Annotated in this window: 17 protein-coding genes; 14 read left to right on the top strand and 3 right to left on the bottom strand. The window is 28.3% G+C overall.

Translation table 11 applies throughout. The annotated features are described in order from the left end of the window. Positions 1–47: 47 nt before the first annotated feature. On the bottom strand, positions 48–560 hold the full coding sequence (locus tag H8891_RS12105) for a ferritin (RefSeq protein WP_187006655.1): 513 nt from the start codon (positions 558–560) through the stop codon (positions 48–50). Positions 561–726: 166 nt separating this feature from the next. On the opposite strand from H8891_RS12105, the gene H8891_RS12100 reads away from it, so the two are divergent. Genes H8891_RS12100 through H8891_RS12080 form a run of 5 tightly spaced genes read left to right on the top strand, consistent with a single transcriptional unit; the run spans position 727 to position 3,710 of the window. Further along, positions 727–1,599, top strand: coding sequence for a class I SAM-dependent methyltransferase (locus tag H8891_RS12100; RefSeq protein ID WP_187006654.1), 873 nt, complete (start codon positions 727–729; stop codon positions 1,597–1,599). After that, positions 1,599–2,270: an RluA family pseudouridine synthase gene (locus H8891_RS12095; protein WP_187006653.1), complete on the top strand. Its 672-nt coding sequence runs from the start codon at positions 1,599–1,601 to the stop codon at positions 2,268–2,270. Before H8891_RS12100 ends, H8891_RS12095 begins: the two co-directional genes overlap by 1 nt. Before the next feature lies 1 nt (position 2,271). Next, positions 2,272–2,976 carry a peptide arginase family protein gene (locus H8891_RS12090; RefSeq protein WP_187006652.1) on the top strand — a complete coding sequence of 235 codons (705 nt, stop codon included), beginning with the start codon at positions 2,272–2,274 and terminating at the stop codon, positions 2,974–2,976. A gap of 56 nt (positions 2,977–3,032) precedes the next feature. Then, a complete protein-coding gene (locus tag H8891_RS12085) occupies positions 3,033–3,539 on the top strand; it encodes an SEC-C metal-binding domain-containing protein (RefSeq protein ID WP_147547554.1) in 507 nt (168 codons plus the stop codon). 9 nt (positions 3,540–3,548) lie between these two features. Continuing rightward, complete coding sequence (locus tag H8891_RS12080; protein ID WP_187006651.1) at positions 3,549–3,710, top strand: hypothetical protein; 162 nt, start codon at positions 3,549–3,551, stop codon at positions 3,708–3,710. Positions 3,711–3,744: 34 nt separating this feature from the next. On the opposite strand, the gene H8891_RS12075 is transcribed toward H8891_RS12080, so the two are convergent. Together H8891_RS12075 and H8891_RS12070 are read right to left on the bottom strand one after the other, a co-directional pair. After that, complete coding sequence (locus H8891_RS12075; RefSeq protein WP_187006650.1) at positions 3,745–4,662, bottom strand: pseudouridine-5'-phosphate glycosidase; 918 nt, start codon at positions 4,660–4,662, stop codon at positions 3,745–3,747. Next, a complete protein-coding gene (locus H8891_RS12070) occupies positions 4,662–5,750 on the bottom strand; it encodes a PfkB family carbohydrate kinase (RefSeq protein WP_187006649.1) in 1,089 nt (362 codons plus the stop codon). The genes H8891_RS12075 and H8891_RS12070 overlap by 1 nt, the downstream gene beginning before the upstream one ends. A 203-nt stretch (positions 5,751–5,953) precedes the next feature. Here H8891_RS12070 and yabG point away from each other — a divergent pair, with 203 nt between their 5' ends. The 9 genes from yabG to murI all read left to right on the top strand — a co-directional run bounded on the left by yabG (position 5,954) and on the right by murI (position 13,952). Beyond that, positions 5,954–6,850, top strand: coding sequence for a sporulation peptidase YabG (yabG, locus tag H8891_RS12065; RefSeq protein ID WP_187006648.1), 897 nt, complete (start codon positions 5,954–5,956; stop codon positions 6,848–6,850). Positions 6,851–7,015: 165 nt separating this feature from the next. Then, positions 7,016–7,282 (top strand): Veg family protein, encoded by a 267-nt coding sequence (locus H8891_RS12060; protein ID WP_147547546.1) that lies wholly within the window; start codon positions 7,016–7,018, stop codon positions 7,280–7,282. Between the two features lie 95 nt (positions 7,283–7,377). Next, positions 7,378–8,925 carry a DUF3794 and LysM peptidoglycan-binding domain-containing protein gene (locus tag H8891_RS12055; RefSeq protein WP_187006647.1) on the top strand — a complete coding sequence of 516 codons (1,548 nt, stop codon included), beginning with the start codon at positions 7,378–7,380 and terminating at the stop codon, positions 8,923–8,925. A 116-nt stretch (positions 8,926–9,041) separates the two neighbouring features. Beyond that, positions 9,042–9,923 carry a 4-(cytidine 5'-diphospho)-2-C-methyl-D-erythritol kinase gene (ispE, locus tag H8891_RS12050; protein WP_187006646.1) on the top strand — a complete coding sequence of 294 codons (882 nt, stop codon included), beginning with the start codon at positions 9,042–9,044 and terminating at the stop codon, positions 9,921–9,923. Continuing rightward, positions 9,916–10,599, top strand: a complete 684-nt coding sequence (locus H8891_RS12045; protein ID WP_187006645.1) for a GntR family transcriptional regulator — start codon at positions 9,916–9,918, stop codon at positions 10,597–10,599. The genes ispE and H8891_RS12045 overlap by 8 nt, the downstream gene beginning before the upstream one ends. 115 nt (positions 10,600–10,714) lie before the next feature. Beyond that, positions 10,715–11,377, top strand: a complete 663-nt coding sequence (gene spoIIR, locus H8891_RS12040; protein ID WP_187006644.1) for a stage II sporulation protein R — start codon at positions 10,715–10,717, stop codon at positions 11,375–11,377. 27 nt (positions 11,378–11,404) lie between these two features. After that, positions 11,405–11,929: a cell wall hydrolase gene (locus H8891_RS12035; RefSeq protein ID WP_187006643.1), complete on the top strand. Its 525-nt coding sequence runs from the start codon at positions 11,405–11,407 to the stop codon at positions 11,927–11,929. A gap of 129 nt (positions 11,930–12,058) precedes the next feature. Beyond that, entirely contained in the window at positions 12,059–13,123 is a 1,065-nt protein-coding gene (locus tag H8891_RS12030; RefSeq protein WP_187006642.1) for a D-alanine--D-alanine ligase, read from the top strand. A 19-nt stretch (positions 13,124–13,142) separates the two neighbouring features. Beyond that, positions 13,143–13,952 (top strand): glutamate racemase, encoded by an 810-nt coding sequence (gene murI, locus H8891_RS12025; RefSeq protein WP_187006641.1) that lies wholly within the window; start codon positions 13,143–13,145, stop codon positions 13,950–13,952. The last annotated feature ends 14 nt before the right edge of the window (positions 13,953–13,966 follow it).

Raw genomic sequence — 13,966 nt, 5'->3', positions numbered from 1 at the left:
ATAAAAAACTTAATTTATATAAATGGCTTTTATCATAGATATTGAATTTATGCATTTTGAGTTGGTGGTATATAAGTTCTTTGAGCTAATTCTTGATCAATCATTAAAAGACCAGCAGGATCATTTTTTAGTAATCTTAATTTTCTTACTATCTTTTCCATACTTTCTTCTTCTTCTGACTGTTCATCAATAAACCATCTTAAGAAAGATGATGTAGTATGATCTTTTTCAGATATTGCTAAATCAACTAAGTCATGGATTGAGTTACTTATAAGTCTTTCATGTTCTAAAGCTGATTCAAACACGTCTAATGGACTTTCAAAGTTTATCTTTGGTTGTTCAATTCCTTGTAAAACCACTTTACCTCCAGCTCTACCTATGTAGTTAAATATTTTATATGCGTGGTCTCTTTCTTCTCTAGCTTGAACGTTGAAAAAGTTTGCAAAACCATCTAAATTATTATCTGCAAAGTATGCTTCCATTGATATGTAGAAATACTCAGAGAAAAATTCCATTTGGAGCTGATTGTTTAATGCATCTAAAACTCTTTGACTTGCCATAAAAAAAACCTCCTAAATTTACATTAAAATTTTTACTACAATATTATTATACACTAGTAATACCAAAATTTAACAATAAGAATATAAAGTATTTAAAATACTCAAAATATCAAGTAATAATATGGTATAATACATAAATTGAGATTAAAATTCTAGGAGGAAATCAATGTTATTATTAGCTGATAAATGGAAAGATTATGAACTTATAGATATGGGAAATGGAGAAAAATTAGAACGTTGGGGAAATATTGTTTTAAGAAGACCAGATCCTCAAGTTATGTGGCCAATAGCCAATGAAAAAGGATTATGGAAAAATCCTCATGGACACTATCACAGAAGTAGTAGAGGTGGAGGTCAATGGGAACATAAAAAGAAATATCCTGAGAGATGGACAGTAAGTTATAAGAACTTAAAATTTAATATAAGTCCAACAGGATTTAAACATACAGGATTATTCCCGGAACAAGCGGCAAACTGGGATTGGGCAATGGATAAAATTAAAAATGCAGGAAGACCAATAAAAGTATTAAATTTATTTGCATATACTGGAGGAGCTACTGTTGCATGTGCATATGCTGGAGCAGAAGTATGTCATGTAGATGCATCTAAAGGTATGGTTACTTGGGCTAAAGAAAATTTACATACATCAGGACTTCAAGATAGAAAAGTAAGATTTATAGTTGATGATGTTGTTAAGTTTGTTGAAAGAGAAATAAGAAGAGGAAATAAATATGATGCTATAATAATGGATCCACCTTCTTATGGAAGAGGTCCAAAGGGAGAAGTATGGCAAATAGAAGAAAAGTTATATGGACTAGTTGAATTATGTACTAAGGTATTATCAGACAATCCATTATTTTTCTTAATAAATTCATATACAACTGGATTATCTCCAATAATACTTGAACATATATTAGATGCTACAGTTGCTAAGCATGCTAAAGGTGGAAAAATATATGGTGGAGAAATAGGGATACCTACATCTAAAGATGGAAAAGTTCTTCCTTGTGGAATATTTGGAAGATGGGAGTCTAAATAATGATAAAAGTCATATATGAAGATAATCATTTATTAGTTGTAGAAAAACCTGTTAATGTATTATCTCAAGGAGATGATACTAATGATAAAGATATGGTTAATTTATTAAAGGACTATATAAAAGTTAAGTACAATAAACCAGGGAATGTATTTATAGGTCTTGTTCATAGATTAGATAGACCAGTAGGTGGAATAATGGTTTTTGCAAAAACTTCTAAAGCTGCATCTAGATTATCTGAACAAGTTAGAAATAAAAGTTTTAAGAAAACTTATAGAGCCGTTTTAAATGGAAATATGAGAAAAGATAGTGATACATTAAAAGATTATCTTTACAAGAATAAAAAAACCAATATGGTAAGTGTAGTAAATAAAAATCACAAAGATGCTAAGGATGCAGAGTTAAGCTATAAAACAATAGCTAAAAATGAAAAATTTAGCATGGTTCAAGTTGATTTAAAAACAGGTAGACCGCATCAAATCAGAGTACAATTTTCAAGTAGAAAGCATCCTTTATTTGGAGATCAAAGATATGGTCAAGATATAAATAAAAAAGGAGATCAAATAGCTCTTTGGTCTTATAAAATAGAAATAACTCACCCTACTACAAAAGAAAAAATGGAGTTTATATGTGAGCCTCCAAATAAATACCCATGGAATTTATTCGAGGTTTAAAATGAATAAATATACTGGTTTTTATATAGATAAACCTCTAGGAAATAATATGTTTTCATATAATGAGAGAAAGAATAAAAAAATATACGTTCCTAAGCTTATACAAGGAGATTTAAGTGATGTAAAAGTAGGAAATGAAGTAGTGTTTAGTGAAATAGAATTTGAAGAAGAAATAAATGCTATAGGTCTAAAGAATATGGTTAAATTTAACTATAGAGATAAGACTGTATATATTTTTGACAATCACAATCATTCTTTCTATTTTTGGATAAAAAGCCTTAAAGAAGGCTTATTCAATAAAGGGTGTAAGTTAGTTCATATAGATCAACATAAAGACATGAGAGAGCCAGAAAATTATGATGTAGATGTAGAAAATATAGATGATGTTTTTAGATATACAAACTACGTATTGAATGTAGGGAATTTTATAAAACCTGCATTATATCATAATATTTTCTCAGAGGCTGTGATAATAGATAGTACTTATGGCTTGGAAATGGATGTAGAAGGTGAAATAGTTTTAGATATAGATTTAGATATTTTTTCAAAAGATATGGAGTATATGTCTTATGATTTAAGAGTTAATAAAATTAGAGAATATATAAAAAGATCTAGTGTTATAACTATTGCAAGTAGCCCGTTTTTCATAGAACAAGACTATGCTATAAAAGTATTAAAAGAATTATTCAATTGTGATATAATATAAGAGTTAATTATTTATAAATTAAACCATGACTTAGTCATGAATAGGAGGAAATAAAAATGAGTTTATACACTACATGGAGATCATTAAGTGAAAATCATAATAGCCAAGAAGAAGAAGTTAAGTTTTGGGAAGAATATTTAAAGAAAGAAACAGAAATATATAATGAAATATTAAACGCTAAAAAAGACGTTATAGAAGGAAAAGTTAGCGATTTAGCTACAGCTTACAATACATCAGTAGAATATATGATGGGATTCATAGATGGAATAAGCGAAAGTTTAAAAGAAGATTTAACAGAAGAAAAATTAGAAACTATAGAAGCAGATACAGAAGTTAAGTTAGAAATAGATTGGGAAAAGTTATACTACAATATGGTAGCTGTAGAAGCTCATTGGTTATATAACTTACAAGGATGGAACAACATATTATCAGAAGATAAGAGAAAAGAATTACAAAAAGCTTTCAAAGCTACTAAAACTGTAGTTAAGGACGAAAAGATAGGAAGAAATGAACCTTGTCCATGTGGAAGCGGTAAAAAATACAAAAAATGTTGTGGAAAATAAGGAGATAACATGTTTTTACTAAAATTCATTGATGAAGATGATAATCTATCTACAAAAGAATTTAATTCGTTAAGTTCTTTGAAGGATTACGTTAAGGATAACGACATCGATAAGACGTGGCATCAAGTGGAAGAAGTAAAAAAAGTAATTCCTAACCTAAAAGAAGATTAAAAAAGGAGCTTAAGCTCCTTTTTTATTTATAGTATTATTTTAAATTAGCTAGATCTTTAGCTATTTGAGCAGCTACTTTGGCATTATTGTAAACTAACTCTATATTAGCATCTAAACTTTTACCAGCAGTAATAGTTTTTACTTTATCTAGTAAGAAAGGAGTAACTTTTTTACCAGTTATATTATTCTCATCAGCCTCTTTTAAAGCTGATTCTATAGCGCTATTTATAGTATCATAATCCATTTCGAACTCTTTTGGTATTGGATTTCCTATAACCATACCACCTTTTAAGTCTAAATCCCATTTAGCTTTTAAGGCATTAGCAACTTCCATAGAAGAATCTACTTTATAATCAACTCCAAATCCACTTTTTCTAGTGTAGAATGCAGGGAATTCTTCTGTACCAAATCCTACAACTGGAACTCCGTTAGTTTCTAAATACTCTAGAGTAAGACCTATATCTAGTATAGATTTAGCACCAGCACACACAACAGCAACGTTTGTATTAGCTAATTCTTGTAAATCTGCAGATATATCAAAAGTTTCTTGAGCACCCCTATGTACTCCACCTATACCACCTGTAGCGAATACTTTAACTCCAGCCAAGTTAGCTAATATCATTGTAGTGGCTACTGTAGTAGCTCCGTTTAGTTTTTTTGATATAATAAAAGGTAAATCTCTTCTACTAGCTTTTAAAACATCCTTGCTAGTGCCTAGAAACTCTATTTCTTCAGTTGTAAGACCAACTTTTAAAACACCATCTATTATTGCTATAGTAGCAGGTATTGCACCATTTTCTCTTATTATTTTGCTAACATTTTTAGCCATTTCTATATTTTTAGGATAAGGCATACCATGAGATATTATAGTAGATTCTAAAGCAACTACTGGTTGACCTTCTGATAAAGCTCTTTTAACCTCTGGGTGTATATGCAAGTATTTTTCTAACATTAGATCATCTCCTTTAATATTTTTTCAACACTATCAACAGACATACTTGGATTGATAGTATTTTTGTGTAGTAATGTAAGTATTGAAGCAGCTGTTGAAAACTTAGCTGTATCAGTCAAATTGTAGTTTTTTAAATAACTGTAAACTAATGCTGCTATAAAGGCATCTCCCGCGCCTGTAGCACTCACTATATCTACTGAAACCCCTGGCAGTAGTAAAGATTCATCTTTATTAGCACAGAATACACCGTCATGTCCTAGAGTTATAAATACATTTTGAACCCCTTTATCTAAAAAGTATTTAGCACATGTGTGTAAATCATCATTGTTATTTATTTTTATACCTGATAGTATTTCAGCTTCTAACTTATTAGGTTTTATAGTAGTAAATCTACCTACTATATCTTTTACCTTAAGGCTTTTTTGTGTAGAAACAGTATCAATAAATATAGGAATATCTTTATATGTTCTACTTATATAATCTATAACTTCAAATGATAAGTTTGTATCTAATACGATAGCTAAAGAGTCTTTAATTGAAGTATGTTTAGATACTATATAATCAATATCTATTTTTTCCATAACATCCATATGAGATATAGCTAATTGCATATCATAGTTATTGTTTAGTATTGATAAATACATAGAAGTTGGATATAAATCTGATACATAACAATCAGAAGTATCTATATTTAACTTTTTGCATTCTGATAATATTCTATCTCCATAAACATCATTTCCAACGGCTGATATAAGTTTCGTATTTATACCTAGTTTAGAAATATTCTCACATATATTTCTACCTACTCCTCCAAGTGAAATATCAACTTTACCTGGATTGGAATCAAACATAGTAAGTTCATCATTAGGGGATCCTTGTATATCAACGTTAGAGCCACCTATAACAGTGACGAAATTACTTTTACTTATGATATAACCTTTTCCTTTTATATAACCTTTTTTCATTAAGTTCGTTATATGTACTGCAACAGATGAACGAGTTATGTTAAGCATATCTGCTAAAGTTTGTTGAGAAACCATAGGGTCATCTCTTAAAATTTCTAAAATTTCTTTTTCTCTATCAGTCATTAATATCACCATAAATTAATATTTGCTTATATAAATAAGCATTTGTTAAGAAGATGATAACATTTACATAAAACAATTTCAATAGTAAATTTTAATTTTGAATTACAAAAATTGAACAAATTAGGCAGCATAGGAACAATATTTTGTCGACTTTCATAATATAAATTAAGAAAACTAATATTTGTTAGGAGGACATCTATGTTATGAAGATAGGAGACACTGTAGTAAGAAAATCCTACAATAAAGATATTGTTTTTAGAATAATAGGTTTTGAAATAGATGAGAATAACCAAAAAATAGCGATTCTAAAGGGGGTTGCATTTAGAATAATTGCGGATTCTAGTATTGATGACTTGGAAAAAACAAATTTTTATGATATGAGAAATGCTCTTATAGATAAAGATGTTGAAAATATTTTATATAAGAGTATAAAAAAAACTAAAGAAAGAAATAAAAAATTAAGTAGAGCTACACAGAAATCTTCAAATTATCCAAAACAAGCGCAAGTTCAAAGTCAGGTACAAAATTCATATGGTATGCCAGGAAAGGTACTTCATATAGATGGAGATCCTGAGTATTTAAAGATTTGTTTAGATGTTTACACAAAATTGGGCATACCAGCAATTGGTAAGGCAATACCTGAAAATTTACAATATAAAGAAGTTAGAACTTTATTAGAACAACATAATCCATCCATATTAGTAATAACAGGTCATGATGCAATTGTTAATAATAAAGGTAGTCTTAAAGATTTAAAAAACTATAGAAATACTGCTAATTTTATAAAAACTGTTAGAGAAGCAAGAAAGTATGATCCATCATTAGATAGCTTAGTTATATTTGCAGGTGCCTGTCAATCAAATTATGAAGAAATAATTAAAGCAGGAGCAAATTTTGCAAGTTCTCCAAGCCGTGTAATGATACATGCCTTAGATCCACTGTTAGTAGTTGAAAAAATTGCTTGTTCAAGAATAGATAAAGTAGTTCCCCTAGAAGAGATTTTAAGTCATACCGTAACAGGTATTAAAGGTGTTGGTGGGATAGAAACAAGAGGTAAATTTAGACTTACAATGCCTTTATCTATATATAATAACTATTGACAATGTTTCAAATTAGAGGTATAAATTATAAAATAAAATTTATAAAAAAAACAGTATTGACTTTTTATTAAAAAATATATAAAATAATTAGTTTGGTTTGACAAAAAAGGTTAAGTGTGGTAGTATATCATTATGTGAACATATAATGTTAAAGAAGGTGATATAATGGCCACTGTTCAAACTTTGAATAAAATAAGACAGACTTTAGAGAAGCACCTAGGAAAAAAAATTGTATTAAAAGCAAACAAAGGAAGAAAACAAATAGTTACTAAAAGAGGTATATTAGAAAAAGTATATCCAAGTATATTTGTTGTTAAGTTAGATGATGAGGATAATGGATACTCTAGAGTGTCATACAGTTACTCAGACTTATTAACTGATAACGTTAAATTGAAAGTAATTAAAGAGACAAATAAATTAAATGTAAGCTAAAAAATTATGCCTATTAAAAATAGGTGTAATTTTTTTTTTGTTTCCTAAATATAAATATAGTGTGATATTTATATTTAATTTAGGAGGGGTAACGTATGAATCTAATAAAAGATATATTACAAGTTGACAACAGGATAGACTTTGGAAGATTTCAAACTTTCATAGAAACAGAGGCTGTTGTATCAGATAAGAAAGATGATGTATATGAAATTATAAAAACAGAAGGGTACATAGCTTTAAAGAAGCAAGAAGTATTAGATGGAAAGATAATATTTAGAGGAAACTTCAACTACAATGTAATTTATTTGACAGAAGATAAAAATACTGTATCAAATGTAGAAGGAAGAATAGAGATAAATGAAGTAGTAGAAAAAGATAATATCGTTGCAGACATGGAAAATATGCTTTTCTATGATGTAGAACATATAGATTGTACAGTTATAAATGAAAGAAAGATAAGAGTAGGAGCGCTTTTAAATATAAGAGGTAGCTTATTTGAAAAAAATACTATAGATATAATAAAAGATGTTTCTCAAATAGAAGATGTTCAAAAGCATAGAAAAGAAGTTCAATATGAAGATATAGTTGGAATAGAAAAGTCAGAAAGTGTTATAAGAGATACTATAAATATAAGTACAGAAGACATAGCTAATATAGTTTCAATAGGGCCTAGAATAAAATTAAAAGAAACTAGGGTATCTGATAATAAGGTTATAGTAGGTGGGGTTTTAGATTTAAATCCTGTAGCTTACACTTATGAAGGAGAATTAGTTGAATTAGATAGAGTTGGATTAGATTTTACTCAATTTATAGAAGTACCAGGCGTATCTGAAGGAATGAAGGAAGAAGCTATAGTAGATATAGTTGATTTAAATTATGTATTTAAAAGAAATGAAGAAGCTAATACTGGAGCTTTAGAAATTGATTGTACAGCTAGAGCAAAAGTTAAAGTTTCAGAAGATGTTACTAGAGAAGTATTACAAGATGCGTATTCACCTGATAGAATTTTAAAATTTGAGAGTAGAAATGTAGAACTTAATAAAGTTATAAATAGTGGAAGTGAATTTTTTAATATAAGAGATACGATAAAAAGTAATAGTGATGATATACAAATAAAAGATGTAGTGAGCGTTGATTCAAACATAATAGTGGAAAATTCATTCTTTGAAGGAAATAAAAATATAATAGAAGGTGTAGTTCGTGTAGATGCTTTATATACTCCAGTAGAAGGATTAAGACCAGTATATAGACTAACAGAAGAAATTCCATTTACTCATGATATAGAAGTTGAAAATATAAAGGATACTACAAATGCATTTAATAATGTAACTATAGATAGAGTAGAATTTGATTTAAATAGAGACCAAATTGATGTAACAGTAAAAGTGAGAAGATATTGTGAAGTATTAGATAAAAAGAAAGATAGTTTTATAATAAAAGGTGAAGATCAAGGACCAGTAGATTTATCTCAAAGACCAAGTATAACTCTTTATATTGCTAAGGATGGAGATAAGTTATGGAACATAGCTAAAAAATATAATACTACGATAGACGATATAGCAGAAGTAAATGAAATAAAACCAGATGATCAGTTACTTACAGGGCAATGTCTAATAATAGAGAAAAAGGTTAATGTAGAATAAAAAATATATGCAAAATAAAATAATAGGGAATTATAATTCCCTATTATTTTATTTTTTGTAGTATAATGTATACTGTAAATATTTATGACCGTTTTAGCATAAGTAAGGAGGTAATAATGAACTCTATAGATTTAAAAAGCAGAGCTAAAATAAACCTATCAATAGATGTGCTTGGGAAAAGAGATGATGGATATCATATAGTTGAGATGATAATGCAAACCATAGATTTATATGATAACTTGAAGATCACTAAAATAGAAGGTGACTTTATAAAAATAAAAAGTGATAGTGAGGATATACCTTTAAATCAGGATAATATTGTTTATAAAGCTGCTGATATTTTAAAAAAGAGATTTAATATAAAAGATGGAGTAGAAATTTCTATACAAAAAAATATACCTGTGGCAGCAGGAATGGCTGGAGGAAGCTCTAATGCAGCTGCAGTTTTAGTAGGATTAAATAAGGTTTGGAATTTAGGGCTGAGTGAAAGTGAACTTAAAGAAATCGGTTTACAATTAGGAGCAGATGTGCCGTTTTGTATAACAGGAGGAAGTGCATTAGCACAAGGTATAGGGGAAGAATTAACTAACATACATGGTTTAAGTGAAGGTGTAAACATATTAGTATGTAAGCCTGATATTTTTGTGTCAACTAAAGAAGTTTATCAATCTTTAGATATGAATAAAGTTCAAAAAAGACCAGAAAATCAAAAGCTTATAGAGAGTTTAAAAAATGATGATATAAAATATGTATCTGAAAATATGGTTAATGTTTTAGAAGAAGTTACAGCTTCAAAGTATAAAGAAATAAAGCAAATAGAAGCTACTATGATGAAAAATAAAGCATTAGGATCTATGATGAGTGGAAGTGGCCCTACAGTTTTTGGGTTATTTGACAATAAAGAATATGCAATAAAGGCCAAAGAAGAGCTACTAATAGACTATAATCAAGTATATTTAGTTAATAGTAGCAACAAAGGAGTTGAAATTTATGGATAGTTTAACAAAGTTAAATCTAGATAACTATAAACCTCTACGAGATGTAGTTTTCGAAAATTTAAGGGAAGCTATTTTAGAAGGGCATTTAAAGCCAGGACAAAGACTTATGGAAGTTCAATTAGCAGAACAATTAGGGGTTAGTAGAACACCTGTAAGGGAAGCTATAAGAAAATTAGAGCTAGAAGGTCTAGTAGTTATGTTGCCTAGAAAAGGAGCTTATGTAGCTAATATGTCATTAAAAGATATTATTGATGTATTAGAAATAAGATCAAGCTTAGAAGGACTAGCTGCGTACTTAGCTGCAGAAAGAATACATGAAGATGATGCTAAGAAATTAAGAGAAATAGCTGAGGATTTTAAGAAAAGTATAGAAAATAAAGATGATATAGATACATTGCTAAAAAAAGATGTAGAGTTTCATGAGTTTATATTCAATACTACTAAAAATAAAAAGTTAAGCCAAATTATAAATTCACTTTGGGAACAAGTTCATAGATTTAGAGCTACTTATATATCAGACTTTGATACATCATACAATCTTGTGCTTGAACATAATAATATATTAGAAGCAATTATTTCTGGAAATAATGAAGATGCTAAAAAATATGCAATAGAACATATAGAAAAAGCAGAACATTTCATAATAGAAAAAGCTATAAACAATAAGGACTTATAAATAAAAAAGAGACTGTTAAATTTAACAGTCTCTTTTTTATTTATATAGATTAGGAATAAAACTATGTATTTTGGAAATAATCAAGATATTAAAATATATTAGGGGGATATATATTATGAGAAATATAAAATTAAGGATAGTTGGATTAAGTTTATTATTATTATCTATACTTACAATAAGTACGGTATATATATATGGGGAAGTATCTAAAGTAGAGAAAGTTTCTAGTAATTATAAAGATAAATTAATAAGATTTCATGTATTAGCAAATAGTGATAGTGAAGAAGATCAAAAATTAAAATTAAAAGTTAGAGATGAAGTAATAAAATATTTACAACCATTGTTAAAAGAATCTAATAGTATAAAAGAAAGTGAAAAGATAATACTATCAGAGGGTGAAAACATCAAACGAATATCTAAAAATATTATTTCGAAAAATGGTTATACTTATGAAGTAAAGGTAAATCTTGAATATAGTAAATTTCCTGCAAAGCAATATTCAAATATAGTTTTACCTGCTGGAGAATATAAAGCTTTAAGAATTATTATAGGAGATGGGGAAGGTAAAAATTGGTGGTGTGTTATGTTTCCACCACTATGTTTTGTGGATGAGAATAATGGTGTTATAGATAAAGAAACAGATAAAAAGTTAAAAAATGTATTAACTGAAGAAGAATACAAATTAATATCTGGGAAAAATGCAGATAAAGCTTCTAATAAAAAACTAAAATTTAAAATACTAGAGATATTAAAATCTTTTAGTAAAAATAGTAAGTAATATTTTAAAAGGAGTGAATTATATAATATGAAATACCACACCAAACTTTTTTTAGTAGTTTTTACTTTATTATTTGCTAGCACTAACTTAAATAATATATTTGCTGAAAATGAAATTAAAGAAAGTTATAAAGATTATGATAAAAAAATAGTAAATGAGAGAGAATCTGAAAAGGGGTCTAAAGAAGTTATAAGCATTACAAATGATGAGCTATATTTACTATCTAAGTTGGTATCTAGTGAAGCTAGAGGTGAAAGTTATGAGGGACAAGTTGCTGTTGCTGCAGTCGTTATAAATAGAGTTTTAGACTCAAGGTTCCCCAACAATATAAAAGATGTTATATATCAAAAAAATGCCTTTTCAGTAGTAAATAATGGAGAAATATATAAAAACCCTACAGACAGTGCATATAAGGCTGCTAGAGAAGCTTTATATGGAAAAGATCCTACTAGTGGAGCTATATATTTTTGGAATCCAGAAATTGCAACCTGCAGTTGGATTAAAACACTAGATCCATATAAAAGAATAGGTAATCATGTGTTTGCAAAATAATTAAATATTAAAAAATAAAGGAGTTTATACTCCTTTATTTTTTTTGCCAAATGCACTATAATAATCACTTAGATAATAAAAACGCATATAATTATAAAAAAATATAAGTGAGATAGAAGGGTGAGCGAGATGGAAAAATTAAGTGTAGCATTAATTTTCGGTGGAAAATCTGGGGAACATGATGTTTCTAGAGTTTCAGCTTCATCTATATTTAAGCATATAAATAAAGAAAAATACGATGTTCATACAATAGGTATAACAAAAGATGGAAATTGGATTTATTATAACGGTTCAGCAGAAGATATGGCTAATGGTAAGTGGGAAAGTTTAGCGAATAATGATGTTAAAATAAATTTGATACCTAATGGGAATTCTAAAGTTGGTCTAGAGTTTAAAGATGGAAGTTTTAAAAAGATAGATGTTTTATTCCCTGTTTTACATGGACCATATGGAGAAGATGGTAAGATACAAGGTGTATTTGAAATAAGTAATATACCTTATGTTGGATGTGGAGTTTTAGCATCTAGTGTTGGTATGGATAAACTTATATGCAAAAAAATATTTTCACAAATAGGACTGCCACAAGTAAATTACACTTATACGAATAAGTGGGAATTTAATTTAAATAAAGAAAAAGAATTAGATAAAATTGAAAGTGAATTAAACTATCCTGTATTCGTTAAGCCTGCTAACATGGGTTCGAGTGTAGGAATATCTAAAGTTTGTAATAGAGAAGAGCTTTTAAAAGGTATAAATGAAGCTTTAAAGCATGATACAAGAATAGTTTTAGAACAAGGTATAAATGCTAGAGAAATAGAAGTAGCTGTTTTAGGTAATGATGATGTAAAAGCATCTATAGCTGGAGAGATAATACCTGCAAAAGATTTTTATGACTATGAAGATAAATATGTAAATGGAGCTTCTAAATTAGAAATACCAGCAAAAGTAGACGAAACAACAATGGAAAGTATAAGAAATATGGCAATAAATGCATTTAAAGGAATAAATGGTAGTGGACTTTCTAGGGTAGACTTTTTTATAGATAAAGAAACAGATGAAATATATATAAATGAAATAAATACATTACCAGGATTCACTAATATAAGCATGTACCCAAAACTTTGGGATGCTACAGGAATTCAATATACTGACCTTATAGACAAATTAATACAATTAGCCATTGAAGGTAAATAATAAAGAAGGTGTATATTATATGAATAATAATCCGATTGGAGTTTTTGACTCAGGACTAGGTGGGCTTACAGTTTTAAAAGAAATAACTAGTATACTACCTAACGAAAATATAGTGTATTTTGGGGATACTGCAAGAGTTCCTTATGGATCAAGATCTAAAGAGACAGTTATAAAATACACTTTTCAAGCTATAAATTTTTTAATATCTAAAAATGTTAAGGCTATAGTAATAGCTTGTAATACAGCTACAGCAAGAACTTTAGCTTTAGCTCAGGAAAAGTATGATATTCCTATAATAGGAGTTATAGAAGCTGGAGCTAGAACAGCTGCATATACCACTAAAAACAAGTTAGTGGGGGTTATAGGAACGGAAGGAACTATAAATTCTAAAGCTTATGAAAAAGAAATAAATAAGTTAGATAGTGAAATAAAAATCATAGGTAAAGCATGTCCACTATTTGTACCGATAGTTGAGGAAGGTTGGGCAGATACAGAAGTAGCTAGATTAACTGCTAAAAAATATTTAGAAGAGTTACAGTCATCAAATATAGACTCTTTAGTTTTAGGATGTACTCACTACCCTCTTTTAACAAATACAATTAATAAAGTTGTTGAAGGTAAAATTAAACTTGTTAATCCAGCAAGAGAAACAGCAAAAGACTTAAAAGATGTACTAACTAAAAATAACTTATTGGCTGAAAATTCTTCAGACCAACCTTATTACAAATATTATGTGTCTGATATACCAGAAAGATTTGCAACAATAGGAAGAGAATTTTTAAATACAGAAATAGAGGACATAAATCAGATCGAAATACAAAAGTATTAAAAATATATAAACTT

It is taken from the genome of Paeniclostridium hominis, assembly GCF_014306135.1.
In the GTDB taxonomy this organism is placed as follows: Bacteria; Bacillota; Clostridia; order Peptostreptococcales; family Peptostreptococcaceae; genus Paraclostridium; species Paraclostridium hominis.
The sequence above is the reverse complement of the archived record's forward strand: the minus strand, read 5'-3'. Positions and strand labels throughout refer to the sequence as shown.

What these genes read in the sequence shown, in the direction of transcription:
- ispE (WP_187006646.1), top strand. Translation starts at nt 9,042, where the DNA reads ATGAACTCTATAGATTTAAAAAGCAGAGCTAAAATAAACCTATCAATA.
- H8891_RS12095 (WP_187006653.1), top strand. Translation starts at nt 1,599, where the DNA reads ATGATAAAAGTCATATATGAAGATAATCATTTATTAGTTGTAGAAAAA.
- H8891_RS12060 (WP_147547546.1), top strand. Translation starts at nt 7,016, where the DNA reads ATGGCCACTGTTCAAACTTTGAATAAAATAAGACAGACTTTAGAGAAG.
- H8891_RS12100 (WP_187006654.1), top strand. Translation starts at nt 727, where the DNA reads ATGTTATTATTAGCTGATAAATGGAAAGATTATGAACTTATAGATATG.
- spoIIR (WP_187006644.1), top strand. Translation starts at nt 10,715, where the DNA reads ATGAGAAATATAAAATTAAGGATAGTTGGATTAAGTTTATTATTATTA.
- yabG (WP_187006648.1), top strand. Translation starts at nt 5,954, where the DNA reads ATGAAGATAGGAGACACTGTAGTAAGAAAATCCTACAATAAAGATATT.
- H8891_RS12055 (WP_187006647.1), top strand. Translation starts at nt 7,378, where the DNA reads ATGAATCTAATAAAAGATATATTACAAGTTGACAACAGGATAGACTTT.
- H8891_RS12105 (WP_187006655.1), bottom strand. Translation starts at nt 560, where the DNA reads ATGGCAAGTCAAAGAGTTTTAGATGCATTAAACAATCAGCTCCAAATG.
- H8891_RS12070 (WP_187006649.1), bottom strand. Translation starts at nt 5,750, where the DNA reads ATGACTGATAGAGAAAAAGAAATTTTAGAAATTTTAAGAGATGACCCT.
- H8891_RS12085 (WP_147547554.1), top strand. Translation starts at nt 3,033, where the DNA reads ATGAGTTTATACACTACATGGAGATCATTAAGTGAAAATCATAATAGC.
- H8891_RS12035 (WP_187006643.1), top strand. Translation starts at nt 11,405, where the DNA reads ATGAAATACCACACCAAACTTTTTTTAGTAGTTTTTACTTTATTATTT.
- H8891_RS12090 (WP_187006652.1), top strand. Translation starts at nt 2,272, where the DNA reads ATGAATAAATATACTGGTTTTTATATAGATAAACCTCTAGGAAATAAT.
- H8891_RS12030 (WP_187006642.1), top strand. Translation starts at nt 12,059, where the DNA reads ATGGAAAAATTAAGTGTAGCATTAATTTTCGGTGGAAAATCTGGGGAA.
- murI (WP_187006641.1), top strand. Translation starts at nt 13,143, where the DNA reads ATGAATAATAATCCGATTGGAGTTTTTGACTCAGGACTAGGTGGGCTT.
- H8891_RS12075 (WP_187006650.1), bottom strand. Translation starts at nt 4,662, where the DNA reads ATGTTAGAAAAATACTTGCATATACACCCAGAGGTTAAAAGAGCTTTA.
- H8891_RS12045 (WP_187006645.1), top strand. Translation starts at nt 9,916, where the DNA reads ATGGATAGTTTAACAAAGTTAAATCTAGATAACTATAAACCTCTACGA.
- H8891_RS12080 (WP_187006651.1), top strand. Translation starts at nt 3,549, where the DNA reads ATGTTTTTACTAAAATTCATTGATGAAGATGATAATCTATCTACAAAA.